Below are 24,071 nucleotides of genomic sequence, written 5' to 3'. Positions count from 1 at the left end.
GGAGGTTAAATATAAAATGAAAGCTACAGGAATTGTAAGACGTATAGATGATTTAGGTAGAGTAGTTATACCAAAAGAAATTAGAAGAACTTTAAGAATAAGAGAAGGAGATCCACTTGAGATATTTACAGATAGAGAAGGAGGAGTAATTCTTAAAAAATATTCACCAATTGGAGAACTTACAGATTTCTCAAAAGAATATGCTGAAAGCTTACAACAATCAATAGGTCATATAGTTTTAATAAGCGATAAGGACGCATTTATTTCAGCAAGTGGTGTACCTAAAAAGGATTATATAGATAGAAAAATAAGCAATGAACTTGAAGCAATAATGGATGCTAGAAAACCAGTTTTATTAGGAGAAGGAGGACAAAAATTAATTCCTTTACATAGTGATGAAGATACTTCAGAAATGACATCACAAGTTGTTGCGCCAATTATAGCTGAAGGAGATGCAATTGGTGCTGTAATAATTCTATCAAAAAAATCAGGTGAAACTTTAGGTGAATTAGAACTAAAATTATCTGAAACAGCAGCAGCATTTTTAGGAAAACAAATGGAACAATAAAAAACATATTATAAATTTAGTTAAAATAATGAATAAATAGTAATAATGCCTCTGAACTTACAATAATTATTATTAGTAAATCAAAAGTTTGGAGGTATTTTATGAAGAAACAATCCTTAATAAAGGGAAGTATAATATTAGGTACAGCAGGAATATTTGCAAGGTTTTTAGGTGTTTTTTTTAGATGGCCTCTTATTATGTTAATAGGAGATGAAGGAATTGCCTTTTATCAAATGTCATATCCTTTATATATGTTTTTTGTAGCTATAGCATCTGGAGTTCCGGTGGCTATATCTAAGATAGTTTCTGAAAATAATGCTATAGGAGATATAGAAGGCAGTTTTAAGGTTGTAAAAGAATCAACCTATATGATGCTTATATTGGGAGCAGGTACAAGCTTTTTCTTGTTTTTCTTTGCAGATTTCATAATAAAATTTGTTGAATGGGATCCTAAAGCTTATTATTCAATAATAGGAATATCATTTGCACCACTTATAATTTCAATAATGACAATATTTAGAGGATTTTTTCAAGGGCTTCAAAATATGACTCCATCAGCAGTATCACAAATATTAGAACAAGTTGGTAGAGTTATATTCGGTGTTGGACTAGCTGTATTATTTTTACCAAAAGGAATAGAATTTGCGGCAGGGGGTGCAGCATTTGGTGCAGCAGCAGGAGGTTTACTTGCAGGAGGATATTTATATATAAAATATATAAAAGTAAAAAAGCAATTTGGTATTAAAAAAGTAAAAAGTGATATAGACATAATGAGTAAAATATTAAAGATTGCAATTCCGATATCATTGGGAGCAACTGTTGGTACAATAATGAGTTTGATAGATTCTATATTCATACCACAAAAACTTTTAGAAGCTGGAATTATAAGAAGTGAAGCAAATATTTTATATGCACAACTTACAGGGAAAGCGTCTGTTATTGTAAATATACCAATGACATTATCTATGGCATTATCTATTTCTTTAATTCCTATAATTGCAGAAGAATTTATACTAAGGAGAAGAAAAAATGTGGAAAATAAGACTAACCTTGCAATTAAAATATCAACAGTAATAGCCATACCATGTATGTTTGGAATGTTTTTTATGGCAGAACCTATAATGAAACTTATATTTCCAGGAAGATTTGAAGGTTTTGAAATACTTAAATATTTATCTTTAACAATTCCATTTATAATATTAACTCAGACTACTACAGCAATCCTTCAAGGTGTTGGAAAATATATATTGCCAGTAGTAAATCTTTTTATAGGATGTTTAATAAAATTAATTTTAACTATAAAATTAGTTCCAATATCAGAATTAAATATATATGGTGCTGTTATAGCAAGTATAGCTGCATATATAACTACAACAGCATTAAATGTAATATTATTAAAGATAACTTTAAAAACTAGAATAGATATAATAAATAATGTAATAAAGCCAACATTAGCATCATTTATAATGTCTATATTAGTTTTAGTTTCATATGATAAAATATTAATTTATACAATGAGCAATGGTCTATCTTGCTTAATATCAGTATTTTTAGGTATTATAATATATATGGCCTTAATAGTTGTAATGAAAGTTTTTGATGTTAATGAGGTAAGAAACAGAATTTACAAAAAATAATAAAAAAGGAGAAATACCTAATGATTAAAATAGTTGGTTTAGGACCAGGAGCAAGTGATGCACTTACAGTAGGTGCTTTAAGAGTTTTAGAAGAAAGTAAAAACATATATTTTAGAACAGAAATTCATCCAACAGTTGATTTTATAAAGTCAAAAAATATAAAATTTAACACTTATGATCATTTTTATGATAGTAGTAAAAGTTTTGATGAAGTTTATAAAAATATAGCAGAAGATTTAATAAAAGTTTATAAAGAATTTGGCGATGTTGTTTATGCAGTACCAGGACACCCTTTAGTTGCAGAAAAGTCAGTATCAAACATTATGGAACTTTGTGATAAAGAAAATATAGAATATGAAATTTTGCCTGCAGTTAGTTTTGTCGATGCTATGATGGATAGATTAAAAATAGATCCTATAGAAGGACTAAAGATTATTGATGCATTTGATATAAATAATCAAATATTAGATAAGAGAATAGGAACTATAATAACACAAGTTTATAATCCTTTTATAGCATCAGAAGTTAAACTTAAGTTATTAGAATGTTATGATGATGAAACTGAAATAATTTATGTAAGAGCAGCAGGAATAGAAGGTCTTGAAAGTATAAGAAAAATACCAATATATGAGTTAGATATGCAAGAGGATATAGATTACTTAACTTCACTTTATATACCTAAAGATTTAAATAATAAAAAAGATATAAATGATTTAATTGCTCTTATAGATACATTAAGAGGAGATGATGGTTGTCCTTGGGATAGAGAACAAACTCATGAAAGCTTAAAAGACGCCATAGTTGAAGAGAGTTATGAAGTAAAAGACGCAATTGAAAAAGAAGATGATGATGCATTAATAGAAGAGTTAGGAGATGTTTTATTACATGTAATATTCCATTCATCAATAGGTAAAGAAGATGGATACTTTGATTTCAATGATGTAGTTTTAGGAATATATAATAAAATGATAGAAAGACATCCACATATATTTGGTGAAGAGAATATAGATACATCAAGTGAAGTAGAAAAAAGTTGGGATGAAATAAAAAAAGAAGAAAAAGGCTTTGAGACAGTTACACAGGAATTAGAAGGGGTAGCTAAAGCATTACCAGCTTTAATAAGAGCTCATAAGATACAAAATAAAGCAAGAAAAGTTGGTTTTGATTGGGATAATGTAGAGGATGCCTCAAAGAAGGTTATAGAAGAGTTAAATGAAGTATTAGAAGTATATAATACTAAAGATAAGGATAGAATAACAGAAGAAGTAGGAGACTTACTATTTGCTTGCGTTAATGTTTCAAGATTTTTAGAGGTAAATGAAGAGGAAGCGTTAAATAAAACAATAGATAAGTTTATAAAAAGATTTAGTTATATAGAAAGTGCTGCGCTTAAAAATAATAAAACATTAAAAGAAATGACATTACAGGAAATGGATGAGCTTTGGAATGAAGCTAAAAAACAAGAATTATAAGTAATTTTAGAAGGAATTTTAAAGACTTTGTAGAATATATAATTCAATGAAATTCTATATTTCCAAGATAATGTATTTAATTTGCTTTTTTTTACAAAAATATATAAATATTTATTCATTGAGTGTAGACGAGAGTAAAAAGTAATAATATAATAAGATAATGTAAGTGTAGTACATAAAAGAATTAGTTACTACTATAAATATATAACTAGTTATTTAAGGAGGATGTAATTGTGAATAAAGCAGAATTAATTACTAGCATGGCTGAAAAGTCAAAGTTAACTAAAAAAGACGCAGAATTAGCTTTAAAAGCATTCATAGAAAGTGTTGAAGAAGCTTTAGAAAATGGAGAAAGAGTTCAATTAGTTGGATTCGGAACTTTCGAAACTAGAGAAAGAGCTGCTAGAGAAGGAAGAAACCCAAGAACTAAAGAAATAATCAAAATTCCAGCATCAACTGTTCCAGTCTTCAAAGCTGGTAAAGAGTTTAAGGAAAAAGTTAATAAATAATTTTTTGAACCCGAGGAGACTCGGGTTCTTTTATAAATTAAAGCTTTATTGAATTATAATAATATTTTTAGGAATAATATTAAAGAAGGTGATTTTGTGAGATTAGATAAGTATTTAAAGGTTTCAAGATTAATAAAAAGAAGAACAATTGCAAAAGAAGCTTGCGAAGGTGGAAGAGTTTCTATAAATGGAAAAGTTGCAAAATCAGGAACCAAATTAAAGGAAGGTGACATAATAGAGATAACTTTTGCAAATAGAAGTTTAAAAGCTGAAGTCCTTAATTTGGCAGAGCATGTAAGAAAAGAAGATGCAAAAGATATGTATAGAATTTTAGATGGAGAAGAAATAGACTAATTTTATCTCTTTATAAGATATTAATTAAGAATATACATATGTATAAAAACATATATTTTTTAATAAGAATAATATCTTAAAGGAGAATAAAATGGAAAGAAAATCTGATTCTATAAATTTGTGTAAGAGTTTTATGACACTTGAAGATAGGAAGAAGCTTTCATTAACAGGTGTAGATGAAGTTTTAGGTTTTGATGAAGAAAAAATAATTTTAAATACTATACTTGGAAGGCTAAAAATAAATGGTCAAGGTCTAAAAATGAATAAACTAGATGTAAAAAATGGTGATGTAACTGTAGAGGGTTATATAAGTAGTATAATTTATCAAGGTAAAGCAAAAAAGAAACATAAAAAATTAAACATAAAAAAGCTTATAGGTAGGGAATAAAAATGCCTTTAGAGTTAGAAGTTCAGTTTGAGATTATAATATATGCTTTAGCTTCTGGAATTATATTAGGAGTTTTTTTTGATATATATAGATTAATAAGAGGAAATGATGGACATAAACTTATAATAGCAATACAAGATATATTATTTTGGTTATTATGTTCTATAATTATTTTTATTTTTTTGCTTTATACAAATTATGCTTTTTTAGGAACTTATGTATACTTGTGCATGGGTTTAGCTTTATTCATATACTTAAAACTTTTTAGTAAGATAGTTTTTAAGATTGAAAAAACTATTTTGTCTGGATTTAAAACTATTATAAGATGCAGTTACAAGACTTTTAGTTATCCTATTAGAATTATGTGGTCTAAGATTTTAAACAAAAACTAAATATAATTAAAAATAACTTGAATTAAAGGTTCAGAGTGTTTAAAATATATTTATAGAAGTTAAAAAATGAGGTACTATGGATGATAAAAAAGATAAAAGGGAAGAATTTAATAATATTATTGCTATGCCTTGTTTTTTTGTTTGGTTTTATTAGACAGGAAAGAGCTATTAAAAGAATAGAAAGTGAAATAGCAAATAAACAAACAGAATTAGAAACACTGAAAAAGAAAAACAAGCAACTTGAAGAAGAAGTTAAAAGCGCTAATTCTGATGAATATATTGAGACCTTAGCGAGAGAAAGGCTTAATATGGTTAAGCCTGGAGAAAAAATCGTAAATTATAAAAAAGAGGACTCAAAGACTAAAGATTAGGTTATTCAAAATAACATATATATATTTTATTTAATTAAGGAGGAGTCTTTTAAACATGACCTTAGAGGCAGGAAACATATTAGAGGGTACAGTGGTAAATATCACTAATTTCGGAGCTTTCGTAGAATTAGAAGGCGGAAAAACAGGTCTAGTTCACATATCAGAAGTAGCAGATTCTTTTGTAAAGGACATAAGACAACATTTAAAAGAACAAGATAAGGTGAAGGTTAAAGTTATCTCAATTGATGATAATGGTAAAATTAGCTTATCAATAAAACAAGCTGAACCAAAACAAAAAAAATCAGTTAGACCAGCTGAATTTGATTGGGCAGCAGAAAAGAAAAAGGTTTCTGGAAATTTTGAAGATAAAATGTCAAAATTTTTAAAAGACAGCGAAGAAAGAATGCAAGATGTTAAAAAGCATCAAGATTTCAGAAGTAAAAGTGGTAAAAAATCATTTTAAAAAGTAGATCATCATATAAATTTAATATATAAATCTATATAAGTAAAAAGCCGTAGATAAGAAAACTACAGGCTTTTTATTATATTAAAAATAAAATAAAATAAATTTCAAAAAAAATGTTGACAGTTATATAGCTATAATATATAATAACTATTGTCGTCAGGAAATGACAGAGAAAAACGCATGCCGAAGTGGCGGAACTGGCAGACGCACAGGACTTAAAATCCTGCGGTGGTTAAACACCGTACCGGTTCGATTCCGGTCTTCGGCACCAAGTTTTTCAAAATAAAATATAATATCGCGGGGTGGAGCAGTTGGTAGCTCGTCGGGCTCATAACCCGAAGGTCGTAGGTTCAAGTCCTGCCCCCGCAACCAAAAGTTTGGCGGAATAGCTCAGCTGGCTAGAGCATTCGGTTCATACCCGAAGTGTCGTAGGTTCAAGTCCTATTTCCGCTACCAATTAACTTGCCGAAGTGGCGGAACTGGCAGACGCACAGGACTTAAAATCCTGCGGTGGTTAAACACCGTACCGGTTCGATTCCGGTCTTCGGCACCAAGTTAATTTTTGAAAATAAAATATATAATATCGCGGGGTGGAGCAGTTGGTAGCTCGTCGGGCTCATAACCCGAAGGTCGTAGGTTCAAGTCCTGCCCCCGCAACCAAAAGTTTGGCGGAATAGCTCAGCTGGCTAGAGCATTCGGTTCATACCCGAAGTGTCGTAGGTTCAAGTCCTATTTCCGCTACCAATGCCTTGCCGAAGTGGCGGAACTGGCAGACGCACAGGACTTAAAATCCTGCGGTGGTTAAACACCGTACCGGTTCGATTCCGGTCTTCGGCACCAAGGATCTAAGATTTTTCTTAGATCCTTTTTTTATTTTCAAAAGTATTTTGTGGTAAATTTTTATTTTATGTATAAAAATATATATTAAGAAATAACAAAAAAATATATATATTGACATTATATAAATATTGAGAAATTTAATATCAATCCTTTTAATTCTTTAGTTTGTTCATAATTATTAGAAATTTATTAAAATATCGAAAAATAAGATTAAATATAGAAAGTTGAATTTATTAAAGAAAATTGTCTTACGAAAGTTTGAATGTATAACATAAAATGACATATATCGAAAAGATAAGTTGCTATAATTTAATTACAATTTTTGGTAATTAACGGAGGGGGATATATGCAATACGGACTAAGTGGGGGAAGAATAAAAGGATTAAGTAAAAAAAATAGTAAAAAAATAGAATTAGGGGAAGATTCCTTTATTTTATGTATCATATTTATAACATCTTTATTATTGAGTAGAGTAACAATAATGTTTGGTGAAGGTGATATATCTGGAGTATCACCTTTTGGATTGGCTTTTTTAATAAGCATAATTATGACAAAAACACAAAATAAAATATTGTCATCAGCAACTGGAGCTATTATTGGGTATTTTACAGTTAATGCTACGTTAAGTGATGGATGGATATACTTAACAACAGTTTTAACTATTTTAGGATATACATTTTTAGTAAATAAATTTAAAAAGAATATTAGCGTGTTAAGTTTATTTTTATTAATATTTTTAAGTTATACAATATATAATTTAATGATAGTAAAATATGATTTTGGCGTTAGTGTAACTATCTCTATACTTAATACAGTTTTAATTGTTCCAGTATATTTTGTTGTAAAATACAGTTTAAGATGTATTGGAGAATATAACACAAATTATTTCTTTAATACAGAAGAAATAATAAGTATAGCAATAATAATATGCTTAATGGCTGCTGGAATAGGTGAAATTTCAATAGTAGGAGTTTCAATAAAAAATATAATATCATTAGCTATTGTAATTTCTATAGCTTATATTGGTGGGTCAGCTAATGGTGCAGCTATCGGTATAACTATGGGGGTAATACTTGGAATCACATCAGGAGATATGATTAGTGGTATAGGTATTTATGGCAGCGTTGGTTTAATTGTAGGTTTATTTAAGGATACTGGTAAAATATTTTCATTTTTATCATCAATGATAGTATTTTTAATTTTATCTTTATATTCTAAAGGGTTATATGTTCAAGGGATTTTTGAAATATTAATTGGAGGTTTTATATTCCTATTAATACCAAAGAAAATATTAAAAACTTTAGAACTTGAACTTTGTAAAGAAGTTAAAATTGATGCAATGCAAGAAGAACATTTAAATCAAATAAAAGATGAATTTACAAGAAAAGTTCAAGGATTTGAGAATACGTTAGGGGTTGTATCAAAATCATTAAGAAATATATCTGATAATGATAAGCTTTCATACAAAAATAGAAGTACGGCTTTAATTGAAAATTTAGCTGATAGAGTTTGTGAAAATTGTGAAAATTGTAATAGATGTTGGGATAGAGAGTTCACTCAAACATATAATGCTTTTCAATTATTATTAAAGGGAAGAGAAGAGGGAAGAGATTATTTTCCTATGGAATTAGAAAAGAAATGTATAAATAAGTATGATTTAATAAGGAATTCAGAAGATGTATTAAATATATTAAATGCAAATGAAATAACAAAAAGAAAATTATCAGAAGGTAGAATTCTTATATCAAATCATTTAAATAACATGTCAAATAATTTATATAACATGGTTGGAGATATAAAAAGAGATATAGATTGGTGTTTAGATGTTGAAAGAATTGTTAGGAGAGAGTTAAACAAAAACTCTATAAAATATAAAGAAGTTTTCTGTTTTAATGATAAGGGTGGAAAGGTTAACATAAAAATAAATATGGAAAAATGTTCAAGATGTGATTATTGCATAAAAAATGTTCTTCCAGTAGTAAATAAAGTAATGAAAAATCCTATGATGATAAGTGATGAAGGGTGTAGGATAAAACCAAATAACAAAGAATGTTCAATACTTTTAAAAGAAATGCCTAAGTATAAAATAAAATCTTATGCAGGAGTTAGAGTTAAAGAGGGAGAGCAGTATACTGGAGATACATGTACTTTTGGAAATTATCCAGGTGGAAAATATGTAACTATATTAAGTGATGGTATGGGATCAGGTCCAGAAGCAGGTAAAGAAAGTAAAATAACTGTTGATTTAGTTGAAAAGTTTATAGAAGAGGGTTTAGGGATAAATACAGCTTTAGAAACTGTAAATTCTATAATGAGTATGAAATTTGAGGAAGATGAAAAATTTGCTACATTAGATTTAAATACAATAGATTTGTATACAGGAAAAGCCCATTTTTATAAGGTTGGAGCTGCTGCAAGTTTTATAAAGAGAGGAAATAAAATAAATAAAATATCATCAAATATGCCACCTTTTGGTTTGGTTGATAAGATAGAAGTTGAAAGTGTTGAGGAAATGATTAATGGTGGGGATTTAATAATAACATTAAGTGATGGAGTTTTGGATGTAGATAAAGATGGTGTTGGAGATTCTAAATGGCTTGAGGATTATTTAATTAAAAATGATAGTGATCCAAAAGATCTTGCTATGGACATATTAGAATATTCAAGAGATATTAATGGTGGAAAAATAAAAGATGATATGACTATTATAGTTTCAAAGGTTTATTCAGTGTATTAATGAATATAAATTAAATATTCAATTTTATTAGGTTAGTTAAAAATATTTGGTTTATGTAAATTAGCTAAAGCTTAAGATAAATAAGTTTTTATGAATCTAGTATATTACAATAAAAAGCTGGCTTATTGTCAGCTTTTTTATTGTAAGTTTCATTAATTTTATAGATTTATATAGTTTAGTACATATAATTTTAATATTACAAAAAACATAATATAATGTATCATATAAATAAGACAAAATTATGATTTAGCAAAGTTTACGTAGGAAGTGATAATATGGTTAAAGATTTTATTAGATATATTGATGAAAATAATCTTATAAATAAAGGAGACAAGGTGTTAATAGGTTTATCTGGGGGACCGGATTCTATATGCTTATTACATTTATTAAATAGTGTAAAGAATAAATATGAATTAAAACTTGGAGCTGCTCATATAAATCATATGTTAAGAGGTGAAGAAGCAATAAAGGATGAACAATATTCAAAAAGTTTTTGTGAATCGTTAGGTATTGATTTTTATAGTATCAGATTAGATGTTGATAAGATAGCAAAAGATAGAGGGGTATCAACAGAAACTGCTGGAAGAGACTGTAGATATAATTTCTTTAACTCAATAAAAGATAAATATGGGTATACTAAGATAGCTACAGCACATAATGCAAATGATCAAGCTGAAACTATTATTATGAGAATAATGAGAGGAACAGGTCTTGAAGGTTTAGGAGGAATTCCGGTATTTAGAGATAATTTATATATAAGGCCAATATTGTTTTTAGAGAGAGAGTATATAGAAAAATATTGTGAAGATAATAATTTAAATCCAAGAATAGATAGAACAAATTTAGAAAATATATATAGCAGAAACAAAATAAGGTTAGATATATTGCCTTATATGCAGAAAAATTTTAATAATGATGTTATAAAAGCTATTAATAGAATGAGTTTGCTGCTTCAAGATGATAATGAATTTATAGATAATGAAGCAGAAAAATCTTTTAATAAATATTGCGAAGTTAAAGATGATGAAATAATAATTTCTGAAGAATTATTTTTAGAAGAAAGGGCAATAATTACTAGGGTAATAAGAAAATCATTAACTAAACTTTCAAAGAGCGAATATGATTTTGAGTTAAAGCACATAAAAGAAGTTATAAATCTTGAAAGTATTGGAACACATAAAAGAATAGATTTACCTAACAATATCTTTGCTGAAAATATATATGGTAAAGTATATATAAGAAAAAAGGATAGATTAAATAAAATAGCTAATAAAATAGAAGACGAAATAATAAAAAAAGAAGACTTAAATAATTTTAAAATTAATTTTTTAGGGTGTCTAATTGAATTTGAAGTTAAAACTAAAGAAAAAAGTTTAAAATTTCAAAATAATGACTTAATTAAGTATTTTGATTATGATAAAATTAATAGGTATGTTACTATCAGAAAAAGGAAGAATGGAGATAGAATAATTCCTTTAGGTATGAATGGAAGTAAAAAAATTAAAGATATATTTATAGATATGAAAATACCTAAGGACTATAGAGACGAAATTCCGGTTATTCAGTTTGATGATGAAATTGCTTGGCTTGTAGGGCTTAAAACATCAAACACATTTAAGGTAACAAGTAATACAAAAAAAATTATTAAAATAGAGATTAAAAGAGAGGAATTATAAACATGAGAGAAGACGTTAAAGAAATATTATTTGATGAAAATCAATTAGCTGAAAAAGTTAAAGAGTTAGGTAGTAGAATTAGCAAGGATTACAAGGGTAAAGATTTACTTGTAGTTGGAGTTTTAAAAGGATCAGTTTTATTTGCTGCAGACCTTATAAAGAATATAACTATACCTTGTGAAATAGATTTTATGGCTGTTTCAAGTTATGGTAATTCAACAGAAACTTCAGGTGTTGTTAGAATATTAAAGGATTTAGACCATAGTATAGAAGGTAAGCATGTTCTTTTAGTTGAAGATATTGTAGATAGTGGAATAACATTAAGTTATCTTTTAAAATATTTAAAGGCTAGAAGAGCTGAAAGTATTGAAATAGTATCATTATTAAATAAACCAGAAAGAAGAACTGCTGATTTAGAAGTTAAATATATCGGCTTTGAAGTTCCAAATGAGTTTATAGTTGGATATGGAATAGACTATGCAGAGAAGTACAGAAATCTACCTTATATAGCTATATTAAAAGAGGAAGTATATAATAAATAGATTTGGATAAATTGTATAAAGAATACATCTATGTTAATATGTAAAAAATAATTAAAAAAGAGAGGGGGACCTTGAATGAAGAAATATTCAAGTGCAGCTGTATGGATTGTTGCATTAGCTGTTCTGATTTTTGCATCAGTAGCTATGTGGGAAACAGGAAGTAAAGCGGATACTATTTCATATAGTTCGTTCCAGCAGAAATGGAACTCAAATCAAATAACTAAGATATATGTTCGTGAAGATAATATGACTATTGAAGGTGTTTTAAATGATAATAAGAAATTTATAACATATGCACCTAAAGAATTAGTAAATAAATTGATAACTGATAGTCCTAAAGGGGATGTTAAAGTTGATTTTGAAAAACCATCAAACACAAGTGCTTGGCTATCAATAATACCTACAGTTTTAACTATAGTATTATTCTTAGTGTTATTATTTGTTATGACTCAACAATCACAAGGTGGAGGTGGAGGAAGAGGTGTTATGAACTTTGGTAAAAACAGAGCTAAAGTTGCAACACCAGATTCTAAGAAAGTAACATTTAATGATGTTGCTGGAGCTGACGAAGAAAAACAAGAATTAGAAGAAATAGTTGATTTCTTAAAAGAGCCAACTAAATATACAGAAATGGGGGCTAGAATTCCAAAAGGAGTTCTTTTGGTTGGACCTCCTGGAACAGGTAAAACATTGCTTGCTAAAGCTATAGCTGGAGAAGCTGGAGTTCCATTTTTCTCAATTTCAGGTTCTGACTTTGTAGAAATGTTTGTAGGCGTAGGTGCATCAAGGGTAAGAGATCTTTTCGCAGATGCTAAAAAGAATGCTCCTTGTATAGTATTTATAGATGAAATAGATGCTGTTGGTAGACAAAGGGGAGCAGGTCTTGGCGGAGGACATGATGAAAGAGAGCAAACACTTAATCAGCTACTTGTTGAGATGGATGGTTTTGGTATGAATGAAGGAATCATAATGATTGCAGCTACTAATAGACCAGATATATTAGATCCTGCTCTTTTAAGACCAGGTAGATTTGATAGACAAATAGTAGTTGGAGCTCCTGATGTAAAAGGAAGAGAAGAAATACTTAAGGTTCATACTAGAAAAAAACCTTTAGCAGAAGATGTTAAGCTTGATGTTTTAGCTAAGAGAACTCCTGGTTTTGCAGGAGCAGATTTAGAAAACCTTACTAATGAGGCAGCTTTACTTGCTGTTAGAAGAGGAGATAAGTCTATAACAATGCAGGATATGGAAGAGGCTATAACAAGAGTGATAGCTGGTCCTGAAAAGAAAAGCAGAGTTATTAGTGAAAAAGATAGAAAGCTTACTGCTTATCATGAAGCTGGTCACGCAGTAGTTATGAAATCTCTTAAATTCTCTGATCCAGTTCATGAAATAAGTATAATACCAAGAGGTAGAGCTGGTGGGTACACTATGCATTTACCTGATGAAGATAGAGCATATACATCAAAATTAAGATTGAAAGATGATATGGTTGGACTTCTTGGAGGTAGAGTAGCTGAAAAACTTATATTAGGTGATATAAGTACAGGAGCTAAAAATGATATAGATAGAACAAGTGCTATAGCTAGAAGTATGGTTATGGAATATGGTATGAGCGAAAAGCTTGGAACAATATCATATGGTGCAGATCAAAATGAAGTATTCTTAGGTAGAGATTTAGGAAGAGGAAGAAACTTCTCAGAAGAAATCGGTGCTGAAATTGATAAGGAAGTTAAAAGTCTTGTTGATGAAGCTTATAGAAGAGCTGAGAAAATTCTTAAAGATAATATAGCTAAGTTACATGCTGTAGCAGGAGCGTTACTTGAAAAAGAGAAATTAGAAAGAGAAGAATTTGAAAGAATTTTTGAAGAAGCATAAATTTAAATAAGTATAAAGAGAGTCTATTAAAGACTCTCTTTTATTTTCTGGGAAATAACAAAAATAATATGATAATCATTGCAATAACACGAATAATTTTATTTATTTTATAAAAATAATTCGAAAAAATCTTTGGTTATAATATTTTTGATGGTATACTTTAGAAAAGTAATGTATAATAAAATATATTTATTTAAAAATAACGAATATTATTTAATGGAAAAGAGGTTATGGTATTGAAAAGTGATATAAAAATAGCTCAAGAAGCTAAAATGGAACCAATAATAAAAATTGCTGAAAAATTAAATTTAAAAGATGATGATATAGAGTTATACGGAAAATATAAATGTAAAATATCATTAGATATTTTAAAAAATAATGAAAATAATAATAAAGGTAAGCTAGTACTTGTAACAGCAATAAATCCAACTCCTGCTGGAGAAGGAAAATCAACAGTAACTGTTGGACTTGGAGATGCTTTAAGTATAATGGGAAAAAGAAGTGTTATAGCGTTAAGAGAACCTTCACTTGGACCTGTATTCGGAATTAAAGGTGGAGCAGCTGGTGGTGGATATGCACAAGTTGTTCCTATGGAAGATATAAATCTACATTTTACAGGTGATATGCATGCAATAACATCAGCTAATAATTTATTAGCTGCAGCTATAGATAATCATATACATCAAGGAAATGATTTGAGAATAGACTCAAGAAGAATATTATTTAAAAGAGTTATGGATATGAATGATAGAGCTCTTAGAAATATAGTAGTTGGAATGGGTGGAAAGGTAAATGGATTTTTAAGAGAAGATGGATTTATGATAACAGTAGCATCAGAAATAATGGCAATACTTTGTTTAGCTACTGATTTAAATGATCTTAAAGAAAGAATGGGTAATATATTAATTGCTTATAATTTAGATGGTGAGCCAGTTTACGCAAAAGAATTAAATATTCAAGGTGCTATGACATTACTTATGAAAGATGCTATAAAGCCTAATCTAGTACAAACGTTAGAAAACACTCCAGCAATAATTCATGGAGGACCTTTTGCTAATATTGCACATGGATGTAACTCAATACTAGCAACTAAACTTGCTTTAAATTTAGGTGAGATAGTTATTACGGAAGCTGGATTTGGAGCTGATCTTGGAGCTGAAAAGTTCTTAGATATAAAATGTAGATATGGGAATTTAAATCCAGAGTGTGTTGTAATAGTAGCTACAATAAGAGCTTTAAAGCATCATGGATGTGTTGTTAAAGCTGAATTGAATACACCAAACATTGAAGCTTTAAAACTTGGTATATCAAATTTAGAAAAGCAAATTGAAAATATAGAAAAATATAATGTTCCAGTTGTTGTTGCTATAAATAGATTTGTTACAGATAGTGATGAAGAAATTGAATTTATTAAAGATTTTTGTAAATCAAAAGGTGTGAGAGTTGCACTTTCAGATGTTTGGGCAAAAGGTGGAGAAGGTGGAACTGAATTAGCTTCAGAAGTTCTAGATGTATTAAATAGCAATGAAGCTGATTTTAAAGTTTTATATGATGAAAAGGATAGTATAGAAAATAAAATTTTAAAAATAGCTGAGGAAATATATGGAGCTAATCATGTTAATTATACGCCAGCAGCTAAAAAACAAATAGCAGAACTTGAGAAATTTAATCTAGATAAATTACCTATATGTATGGCTAAAACACAGTATTCATTATCAGATAATCCTAATTTACTTGGAAAACCAGAAAATTTTGATATAACTGTAAAAGAGGTTAGAGTGTCAAATGGAGCTGGATTCATTGTAGCATTAACAGGAGATATAATGACTATGCCTGGGCTTCCTAAAGTTCCTGCTGCAAATAAAATGGATATATTAGATAATGGAGAAATTATTGGATTATTCTAATAATCTGTTAAACTCTTGACAAATACTGCCGAATTGTTAAAATTATATTGTTAAAATTAAGTTAGTTTATTGTAATAAAAGCAGCTTTGATTATAGCTGCTTTTAACTATATTAAGGTGGTGCTTTTATGATTTTGCTTGTCGATGTAGGGAATACTAACATAGTGTTAGGGGTAAACAAAGATGATAGCTATATAGCAAGTTGGAGAATATCAACAGATGCAAAGAAAACTTCTGATGAATATAGTATTCAAGTAATGCAGTTATTCTCACAAAGTGGTTTAAATCCAAAGGAAGTTAAAGGTATAATAATATCATCGGTTGTGCCTAATATAATGCATTCCTTAGAAAATATGATAAGAAAATGTTTTTGTAAAGAGCCTATTATTGTAGGTCCTGGAATAAAAACAGGAATAAATATAAAATATGATAATCCTAAAGAAGTTGGAGCAGATAGAATAGTAAATGCTGTTGCAGCTTTTGAATTATATAAAAAACCAAATATAGTAATTGATTTTGGTACAGCAACAACATTTTGTGCAATAACAGAAAAGGGTGATTATTTAGGGGGATGTATTGTTCCGGGGATAGGTATATCATCAGATGCATTATTTGAAAGAGCGGCAAAGCTACCAAGAATAGAGCTAGAAGTACCAAAAAATATTATATGTAAAAATACTACTGTAAGTATGCAGGCTGGTATTTTATATGGATATATTGGGCAAGTTGAATATATAGTAAATAAAATGAAAAAAGAAATGAGAAATAAATGTTCAGAAGAACCGATAGTTATAGCTACTGGAGGTTTAGCTAATTTAATAGCAAAAGAAACAGATGTTATAGATATAGTTGACGGAGAATTAACACTAGAAGGATTAAGATTAATATACAATAAAAATAAGGAGTAGTACTCGTATGAAAATAGGAAATCTAGAATTTAAGAATAATGTATTTCTAGCACCTATGGCAGGAGTAACTGATATTGCGTTTAGAGGACTTTGTAAAGAACAAGGATGCGGATTAGTATATACGGAAATGGTTAGTGCAAAAGCACTTTTTTATGGGAGTGAAAATACTAATAAGCTTTTAAGGATAGCAGATGAAGAGAGACCGGTTGCTGTTCAAATATTTGGTCATGAACCAGATATTATGGCAAAGATGGTTGAGGAGCATTTTAATAAGAGAGAAGATATTTGTATAATAGATATAAATATGGGGTGTCCAGCACCTAAGATAGTTAAAAATGGTGATGGTTCAGCTCTTATGAAAAATCCAGAGTTAGCTGCTGAAATAGTTAGAAAAGTAAAAAGTGTTTCTAACAAACCTGTAACTGTTAAATTTAGAAAAGGCTTTGATGAAGATAATATAAATGCAGTTGAATTTGCGCTTGCTTTAGAGAAGGCAGGAGCTGATGCTATTGCTATACATGGTAGAACTAGAAAGCAGATGTATGAAGGTAAAGCTGATTGGAATATAATTAAAGAAGTTAAAGAGCGTGTAAATATACCTGTTATAGGAAATGGTGATGTATTTACACCAGAAGATGCATTAGATATGAAAAGACTTACTAATTGCGATGGTATTATGATTGCAAGAGGAAGTATGGGTAATCCGTGGTTATTTAAACAAATTGAAAGGGTTTTAAATGGAGAGGAACCTATAGAAATAAGTCCTGAAGATAAAATCAATATGTGCATTAGACATTATGAGCTTGCTATAAAGTATGATGGTGAGCATAAAGCTATAAGAGAAATGAGAAAACATGCATCATGGTATATAAAAGGATTACCTAAATGTACTGAGATAAGAAATGTAATGAATACATTAAATGATAGCAAAGAAGTAATGAAACTTTTAGTTGATTATAAAAATGAATTAAAGCATTTAAAATTAAGATAAAATATTAACTTTTGAATAAAGTTTTTGCTTTATTCAAAAGTTGTATTATTTTTAAACATAAAAACAATTAATTAATACTATATATGAATAAAGTATATATGTATTTGGATATATAATATATAGTATGTAATTGTTTAAAGACACTAGATTTGTTGACATATTATATGCCCTGCTTTATAATATTTTAAATGAATTTCAATATTTGTAGGGCTCTAATAGTTTGAAAATATTATAGTAAAATATAGACCGATTTAGGTTATTAAAGGGGAGTTAAATATGAGTGAAAAGAAGAAATTTGTAATGACTTACGAAGGCGTAAAGAAACTTGAAAACGAACTAGAATACTTAAAAACAGTTAAAAGAAAAGAAATAACTGAAAAGATAAAAGTAGCATTAGGATACGGAGATTTAAGTGAAAACTCAGAATATGATGAAGCTAAAAATGAGCAAGCTTTTACAGAAGGAAGAATACTTCAATTAGAAAATATGCTTAAGAATGCTGAAGTTGTAGATGAATCAGAAATACCATCAGATGTTGTTTCAGTTGGTGCTAAGGTTAAAGTTAAAGATTATGAATTTGACGAAGAAGTTGAATATACAATAGTAGGTTCAGCAGAAGCAGATCCAATGGAATTTAAAATATCAAATGAGTCACCAGTTGGAGCTGGACTTATTGGTAAAAAAGTTGGAGATATCGTTGAAATAACAGTACCTGATGGAGTTAATAAATATGAAGTCTTAGAGATAAGTAGACAATAACGGAGGGATAATTAATGTCAACTGAGGAAATTAATGTACAAGAATTAGAAGCTCAGTTAAGTGAACAAGAGGCACTTAGAAGAGAAAAACTAGCTGAATTACAAGCAGCTGGAAAAGATCCATTTGATGTATATAAAGTGGAAAGAACTCATAGTTCAGAAGAAGTTAAATCAAACTTTGAAGAATTAGAAGGTCAAGTTGTAACTGTAGCAGGAAGAATAATGTCAAAGAGAGGACAAGGGAAAGTTGTATTCTCAGATATCCATGATAGAGACGGAAAAATCCAATTATTCATAAAGATTGATGCAGTTGGAGAGGAAAACTTAAAAGCATATAAGAGTTTTGACTTAGGTGACTGGGTTGCAGCAACAGGAGAAGTATTTAAAACTAAAACTGGTGAAGTTTCAGTTAAAGTTACAGATTTTGAATTAACTTGTAAATCATTAAAGCCACTTCCAGAAAAATTCCACGGATTAAAAGATCCTGATTTAAGATATAGACAAAGAGAAGTGGATATAATAACTAATCCAGAAGTAAAAGATACTTTCATAAAGAGATCAAAAATAATAAAAGCTATAAGAGAATTTTTAGATGAAAAAGGATTCTTAGAAGTTGATACACCAATACTTTCACCAATAGCTGGTGGTGCAGCTGCTAGACCATTTATAACTCACCACAATGCATTAGATATAGATATGTATTTAAGAATTGCTACAGAGTTATACTTAAAGAGATTAATAGTAGCAGGATTTGAAAAAGTTTATGAAATGGGTAAAAACTTTAGAAATGAAGGAGTTTCAGTAAGACATAATCCAGAGTTTACTGCTATAGAATTATATCAAGCATATGCTGATTATAATGATATGATGGAAATTATGGAAAATATGATTGCTTATGTATGTGAAAAAGTAAATGGAACAACTAAAGTAATGTACGAAGGAACAGAAATAGACTTTAAGCCACCATGGAGAAGAATTACTATGGTTGATGCTGTTAAAGAATATGCAGGAGTTGACTTTAATGAAATAAAATCAGATGAAGAAGCTCAAGCAATAGCTAAAGAAAAACATTTAGAATTCCCTAAACCACTTGATAAGGTAACTAAGGGAGAAGTTCTTAATATGTTATTCGAAGAATACGGTGAATCAAACTTAATTCAACCAACATTCTTAATTGATTATCCAGTAGAAATATCACCTCTTACTAAGAAAAAGAGAGGAAATGAAGAATTTACTGAAAGATTTGAAGGATTTGTATATGGAAGAGAAGTATGTAATGCATATTCAGAACTTAATGATCCAATAGTTCAAAGACAAAGATTTGAACAACAAGCTAAGGAAAGAGAATACGGAGATGATGAAGCATATATGTTAGATGAAGAATTCATGAGTGCTTTAGAAACAGGTATGCCTCCAACAGGTGGACTTGGAATTGGTATTGATAGAATGATAATGTTCTTAACTGATTCATCATCAATAAGAGACGTTATTCTATTCCCAACAATGAAACCAGCAAAATAATTGCATATATTAAGGATATCTCATTAGAGGTATCCTTTTTTGTATGTAATATTATTTAAAATAAAAAGCTCTTTTAAACATAATATAGTTTTATTAAAATAAATTAATTTAAATATAAAATAAAAAAGTTTTAAAAAATAGTTGCATTTTATATAAAAGATGATATAATATCAAATGTAGCAAATATTCCGCGATAGCTCAACGGTGGAGCACTCGGCTGTTAACCGATAGGTTGGAGGTTCGAATCCTCTTCGCGGAGCCACTTTTAAAATAATATTCCACGGTAGCTCAATGGTGGAGCACTCGGCTGTTAACCGATAGGCTGGAGGTTCGAGTCCTCTCCGTGGAGCCATTTTAAAAATATTCCGCAGTAGCTCAATGGTGGAGCACTCGGCTGTTAACCGATAGGTTGGAGGTTCGAATCCTCTCTGCGGAGCCATTTTTAATTTAGAATTTATGCAGTGATTTTAATCACTGCTTTTTTTATTAAATCAAGCTATATACCTTGACATATAAAAACCTTTTGGTAAAATAAATTTATGATTTAAAATTTAATAGATGCGTTGATAAAGAAGAGTAAATTTATATTTATTTAAAGAGAGATGATGGTAGGTGCAAATCATTAATAGATTAAATTGAAGGGAACTTTTGAGCATTTTAATTAGAAAGTTGGGCTTTAGCCAAGAAGGGTGGAACCGCGGAAAGTTTTTCGTCCCTTTATTGTGCTTAAGGCTTTTTTTATTATAAAAATTTTTGGAGGGATTAACAATGGCAGTAGAAAAAACTATGGAAAAAATAGTTGCACTATGTAAAAATAGAGGATTTATATTCCCAGGTTCAGATATATACGGTGGACTTGCAAACTCATGGGATTATGGTCCTTTAGGAGTAGAATTTAAAAATAACGTAAAAAAAGCATGGTGGAAGAAATTTGTTCAAGAAAGCCCATATAATGTAGGAGTTGATTGTGCTATCTTAATGAATAAAGAAGTTTGGGTAGCTTCAGGTCACTTAGGTGGATTCTCAGATCCATTAATGGATTGTAAAGAATGTAAATCAAGATTTAGAGCTGATAAATTAGTTGAGGATCATATGACTGAGAGTGGAGTAGAAGTTGCTTCAGCAGATGGTATGTCAAATGAACAATTAAAAGCATACATAGAAGAACATAATATAGTATGTCCTAAATGTGGAAAGATGAACTATACTGAAATAAGACAATTCAACTTAATGTTTAAGACTTTCCAAGGAGTAACTGAAGATGCTAAAAATGAAATATACTTAAGACCAGAAACAGCTCAAGGTATATTTGTAAACTTTAAGCAAGTTCAAAGAAGTTCAAGAAAGAAAGTACCATTTGGTATAGCTCAAATAGGTAAATCATTTAGAAATGAAATTACACCAGGTAACTTTACATTTAGAACAAGAGAATTTGAACAAATGGAATTAGAATTCTTCTGTAAGCCAGGAACAGACTTAGAGTGGTTTGGATACTGGAGAGATTATTGTTGGAATTTCCTATTAAATTTAGGAATGAATAAAGAGTGTTTAAGATTAAGAGATCATGAAGCTGAAGAATTATCATTCTATTCAAAAGCAACATCAGATATAGAATACCTATTCCCATTTGGTTGGGGTGAACTTTGGGGAATAGCTGATAGAACAGACTATGACTTAAAGAAACATGAAGAACATTCAGGTCAAGATATGAGCTACTTAGACCCTTCAAATAATGAAAGATATGTACCATATTGTATAGAACCATCATTAGGAGCTGATAGAGTTGCTTTAGCATTTTTAGTTGATGCTTATGATGAAGAAGATTTATCAACAGAAACAAAGCAAGATTCAAGAGTTGTAATGCACCTTCATCCAGCACTTGCACCATTTAAGGCGGCTATATTACCTTTATCAAAGAAATTATCAGATAAAGCTCTAGAAGTTTATGGTGAGTTAGCAAAGAAATTCAATATAGATTTTGATGAAACAGGAAGTATTGGTAAGAGATACAGAAGACAAGATGAAATTGGTACTCCATTCTGTATAACAGTAGACTTTGATACATTAGAAGATGGAGCAGTAACTGTTAGAGATAGAGATTCAATGGAACAAGAAAGAATAAAAATAGAAGATTTAGAAGCTTATATAGCAAAGAGTTTAGAATTTTAATTATATAATTTTAAATAAATAAAGGGAGCATTTTTAAAATGCTCCTTTTATTTTTATATATAAATGTTTAAAAATAATTATTATGAAAATAATATTATAAATTGTAGTTTAAATTTTAAAATTATAATATTATTAATATATAAATATACAATATTTTATTGGTTTTGGGAGGTATAAATATGGCTGAGATATTAAATAAGAGAGTGTTTAATTTTTATGGAGAGATACAAGCGCCGGAAGAGTTGAATAAGTTTATAAATAATAATGAAAAAACTTTATTTGCAATAAAGACATTTAGAGATGCCGCAATAATTACTGATAAAAAGATATTGATATGTGATAAGCAAGGATTAACAGGCAAGAAAGTAGAGTATTTTGTAATACCCTATAGCAAAATAGTTACTTATTCTATTGAGACATCAGGAAGATTCGATTTAGATTCTGAAATTAAATTAACTTTGTCTGGAGGGCTTGAAATAGAACTTCAATTTTTAAAGGACAAAAATATGAATGACTTATTATTTAAAGTTTTTAAAGTAATAGATGAATATGTAATAAAATAAAAGGTACTATCTTTAAGTACCTTTTTTATTTCTTTAAATAATAGATATTTAATAAAAAATAAAATAAAATTATTTAGATTTATTTAAATTAGTATATATGATATTTTACAGTAGTTAAAAATAATAATATATAGTGTTATAATTAAAAGCAAATGGGACAAAATTAAAGACGACTCATAATATAAGTTGAGGGCAAGGAAGACTTGGAGGCAAAGTATGAGAAAAGATTTTAAAGAATTTAAAGATTTTATAAGAGATAAGAAAGTAGCTGTAGTAGGTATAGGGGTTAGTAACATTCCTCTTATAAATTTTTTGGTTAAATTAGATGCAAAAGTAACAGCTTTTGATATAAAAACTGAAGATAAGCTTGGCATGATAGCTGAAGAATTTAAAAATAAAGGTGTAAAACTTTCACTTGGAGAAAATTATTTAGACAATTTAAGTGGATTTGATGTTGTATTCAAAACTCCTTCTATGAGAATTGATTGTGATGCTTTGGTTAGAGCTAAAGAAGAAGGGGCATACATAACATCAGAGATGGAAGAGTTCGTTAGATATTGTAAAGGAAAAATTTATGGAGTAACAGGTAGTGACGGAAAAACAACAACAACAACTATAATATCAAAATTATTAGAAAAGCAAGGATATAAAACTTGGGTTGGAGGAAATATAGGTACACCTCTTTTTTCTCAAATAGAAGATATAAAAAAAGATGATATGGTAGTTTTAGAGTTATCAAGTTTTCAACTTATGACTATGGATTTACCTATAGATGTAGCTATATGTACAAATTTAGCACCTAATCATTTAGATATGCATAAAGACATGCAAGAATATATAGATGCAAAGAAAAATATATTTTTATATGGAGAAAAGGATGGAGTATTAGTTGTAAATAGAGAAAATGAAATAACATATTCATTCGAAAAAGAAGCTAAAGGTGAAGTTAGAGAGTTTAGCTCAAAAAGAATATTAAAAAATGGAGCTTACTATAATGATGGCAAACTTTATTTAGAAGGACAAGAAGTAATAAGTAGAAATGAAATATTGTTAAAAGGAATGCATAATGTTGAGAATTACTTAGCTTCATTTATAGCTACTAAAGATGATGTAGAGATAAATACAATGAAAGAAGTTTGTAAAACATTTGGTGGAGTAGAACATAGATGTGAGTTAGTTAGAGAGATTGATGGCGTTAAGTATTATAATGATTCAATAGCATCAAGCCCTACAAGAACATTAGCAGGTTTAAAGGCTTTTGATGAAGAAGTAATATTAATAGCTGGAGGCTATGATAAACATATTCCATTTAAACCATTAGCTGAAGAAGGCTATAAATTTATAAAAACTCTAATTTTATTAGGAGATACTAAAGAAAAAATAAAAAATGCATTTAATAAACTAAAAGAAGAAAAAGGTATAGAA

At 28.9% G+C, this 24,071-nt stretch carries 21 protein-coding genes, 10 tRNA genes and 1 other annotated feature; all 31 genes read left to right on the top strand.

Translation table 11 applies throughout. From position 1 onward, the window contains the following. The first annotated feature begins 16 nt into the window (after positions 1 to 16). Positions 17 to 568, top strand: a complete 552-nt coding sequence (gene spoVT / locus AC4FQ1_RS08980; RefSeq protein ID WP_303127439.1) for a stage V sporulation protein T — start codon at positions 17 to 19, stop codon at positions 566 to 568. A 101-nt stretch (positions 569 to 669) separates the two neighbouring features. Further along, positions 670 to 2,205, top strand: coding sequence for a putative polysaccharide biosynthesis protein (locus AC4FQ1_RS08975; RefSeq protein WP_491169500.1), 1,536 nt, complete (start codon positions 670 to 672; stop codon positions 2,203 to 2,205). A 20-nt stretch (positions 2,206 to 2,225) separates the two neighbouring features. Then, a complete protein-coding gene (yabN, locus tag AC4FQ1_RS08970) occupies positions 2,226 to 3,677 on the top strand; it encodes a bifunctional methyltransferase/pyrophosphohydrolase YabN (RefSeq protein WP_303127443.1) in 1,452 nt (483 codons plus the stop codon). 233 nt (positions 3,678 to 3,910) lie between these two features. Further along, positions 3,911 to 4,186, top strand: coding sequence for a non-specific DNA-binding protein Hbs (gene hbs, locus AC4FQ1_RS08965; RefSeq protein ID WP_024614195.1), 276 nt, complete (start codon positions 3,911 to 3,913; stop codon positions 4,184 to 4,186). A 96-nt stretch (positions 4,187 to 4,282) separates the two neighbouring features. After that, entirely contained in the window at positions 4,283 to 4,540 is a 258-nt protein-coding gene (locus AC4FQ1_RS08960; RefSeq protein ID WP_303127446.1) for an RNA-binding S4 domain-containing protein, read from the top strand. A 91-nt stretch (positions 4,541 to 4,631) separates the two neighbouring features. Next, positions 4,632 to 4,928, top strand: a complete 297-nt coding sequence (gene yabP, locus AC4FQ1_RS08955; protein ID WP_303127448.1) for a sporulation protein YabP — start codon at positions 4,632 to 4,634, stop codon at positions 4,926 to 4,928. A gap of 2 nt (positions 4,929 to 4,930) precedes the next feature. Continuing rightward, a complete protein-coding gene (gene yabQ / locus AC4FQ1_RS08950; protein WP_303127451.1) occupies positions 4,931 to 5,320 on the top strand; it encodes a spore cortex biosynthesis protein YabQ in 390 nt (129 codons plus the stop codon). 80 nt (positions 5,321 to 5,400) lie between these two features. Next, complete coding sequence (locus AC4FQ1_RS08945) at positions 5,401 to 5,691, top strand: FtsB family cell division protein (protein ID WP_303127453.1); 291 nt, start codon at positions 5,401 to 5,403, stop codon at positions 5,689 to 5,691. Positions 5,692 to 5,746: 55 nt separating this feature from the next. Further along, on the top strand, positions 5,747 to 6,154 hold the full coding sequence (locus AC4FQ1_RS08940) for a S1 domain-containing RNA-binding protein (protein WP_303127455.1): 408 nt from the start codon (positions 5,747 to 5,749) through the stop codon (positions 6,152 to 6,154). Positions 6,155 to 6,339: 185 nt separating this feature from the next. Beyond that, a tRNA-Leu gene (locus AC4FQ1_RS08935) sits at positions 6,340 to 6,428 on the top strand. A 25-nt stretch (positions 6,429 to 6,453) separates the two neighbouring features. Then, positions 6,454 to 6,529: transfer RNA gene (locus AC4FQ1_RS08930), tRNA-Met, on the top strand. Positions 6,530 to 6,536: 7 nt separating this feature from the next. Beyond that, positions 6,537 to 6,613: transfer RNA gene (locus AC4FQ1_RS08925), tRNA-Met, on the top strand. A gap of 8 nt (positions 6,614 to 6,621) precedes the next feature. Continuing rightward, positions 6,622 to 6,710: transfer RNA gene (locus tag AC4FQ1_RS08920), tRNA-Leu, on the top strand. A gap of 31 nt (positions 6,711 to 6,741) precedes the next feature. Further along, positions 6,742 to 6,817 (top strand) — tRNA-Met (locus tag AC4FQ1_RS08915). Positions 6,818 to 6,824: 7 nt separating this feature from the next. Further along, positions 6,825 to 6,901, top strand: a tRNA-Met gene (locus tag AC4FQ1_RS08910). A gap of 7 nt (positions 6,902 to 6,908) precedes the next feature. Further along, a tRNA-Leu gene (locus tag AC4FQ1_RS08905) sits at positions 6,909 to 6,997 on the top strand. Between the two features lie 346 nt (positions 6,998 to 7,343). Next, on the top strand, positions 7,344 to 9,734 hold the full coding sequence (gene spoIIE / locus AC4FQ1_RS08900) for a stage II sporulation protein E (RefSeq protein ID WP_303130499.1): 2,391 nt from the start codon (positions 7,344 to 7,346) through the stop codon (positions 9,732 to 9,734). 275 nt (positions 9,735 to 10,009) lie between these two features. Continuing rightward, on the top strand, positions 10,010 to 11,410 hold the full coding sequence (tilS, locus tag AC4FQ1_RS08895; protein WP_491169499.1) for a tRNA lysidine(34) synthetase TilS: 1,401 nt from the start codon (positions 10,010 to 10,012) through the stop codon (positions 11,408 to 11,410). Positions 11,411 to 11,412: 2 nt separating this feature from the next. Next, positions 11,413 to 11,952 (top strand): hypoxanthine phosphoribosyltransferase, encoded by a 540-nt coding sequence (hpt, locus tag AC4FQ1_RS08890; protein ID WP_303130501.1) that lies wholly within the window; start codon positions 11,413 to 11,415, stop codon positions 11,950 to 11,952. 75 nt (positions 11,953 to 12,027) lie between these two features. Further along, positions 12,028 to 13,830 (top strand): ATP-dependent zinc metalloprotease FtsH, encoded by a 1,803-nt coding sequence (gene ftsH / locus AC4FQ1_RS08885; protein WP_491169498.1) that lies wholly within the window; start codon positions 12,028 to 12,030, stop codon positions 13,828 to 13,830. 236 nt (positions 13,831 to 14,066) lie between these two features. Beyond that, a complete protein-coding gene (locus AC4FQ1_RS08880) occupies positions 14,067 to 15,737 on the top strand; it encodes a formate--tetrahydrofolate ligase (RefSeq protein WP_491169497.1) in 1,671 nt (556 codons plus the stop codon). 127 nt (positions 15,738 to 15,864) lie between these two features. Continuing rightward, positions 15,865 to 16,644, top strand: a complete 780-nt coding sequence (locus AC4FQ1_RS08875) for a type III pantothenate kinase (RefSeq protein WP_303130506.1) — start codon at positions 15,865 to 15,867, stop codon at positions 16,642 to 16,644. 7 nt (positions 16,645 to 16,651) lie between these two features. Beyond that, positions 16,652 to 17,635, top strand: a complete 984-nt coding sequence (gene dusB, locus AC4FQ1_RS08870) for a tRNA dihydrouridine synthase DusB (RefSeq protein WP_303130507.1) — start codon at positions 16,652 to 16,654, stop codon at positions 17,633 to 17,635. 276 nt (positions 17,636 to 17,911) lie between these two features. Then, entirely contained in the window at positions 17,912 to 18,394 is a 483-nt protein-coding gene (gene greA / locus AC4FQ1_RS08865; protein WP_303130508.1) for a transcription elongation factor GreA, read from the top strand. Positions 18,395 to 18,408: 14 nt separating this feature from the next. Beyond that, complete coding sequence (gene lysS / locus AC4FQ1_RS08860; protein ID WP_491169496.1) at positions 18,409 to 19,914, top strand: lysine--tRNA ligase; 1,506 nt, start codon at positions 18,409 to 18,411, stop codon at positions 19,912 to 19,914. 187 nt (positions 19,915 to 20,101) lie between these two features. Next, positions 20,102 to 20,176: transfer RNA gene (locus tag AC4FQ1_RS08855), tRNA-Asn, on the top strand. A gap of 15 nt (positions 20,177 to 20,191) precedes the next feature. Further along, positions 20,192 to 20,266 (top strand) — tRNA-Asn (locus AC4FQ1_RS08850). A 12-nt stretch (positions 20,267 to 20,278) separates the two neighbouring features. Beyond that, positions 20,279 to 20,353: transfer RNA gene (locus tag AC4FQ1_RS08845), tRNA-Asn, on the top strand. A gap of 115 nt (positions 20,354 to 20,468) precedes the next feature. After that, positions 20,469 to 20,634, top strand: a binding site (T-box leader). Between the two features lie 48 nt (positions 20,635 to 20,682). Further along, entirely contained in the window at positions 20,683 to 22,083 is a 1,401-nt protein-coding gene (locus AC4FQ1_RS08840) for a glycine--tRNA ligase (RefSeq protein ID WP_303130512.1), read from the top strand. Between the two features lie 179 nt (positions 22,084 to 22,262). Then, positions 22,263 to 22,646, top strand: coding sequence for a PH domain-containing protein (locus tag AC4FQ1_RS08835; protein ID WP_303130514.1), 384 nt, complete (start codon positions 22,263 to 22,265; stop codon positions 22,644 to 22,646). Positions 22,647 to 22,862: 216 nt separating this feature from the next. Beyond that, positions 22,863 to 24,071: UDP-N-acetylmuramoyl-L-alanine--D-glutamate ligase (gene murD, locus AC4FQ1_RS08830; RefSeq protein WP_491169495.1), on the top strand; the 1,209-nt coding region annotated here is incomplete at its 3' end.

It is taken from the genome of Clostridium sp. TJA020 (assembly GCF_058310295.1).
Note: the sequence above shows the minus strand (reverse complement) of the source record. Positions and strands in the feature narration are given on the sequence as shown.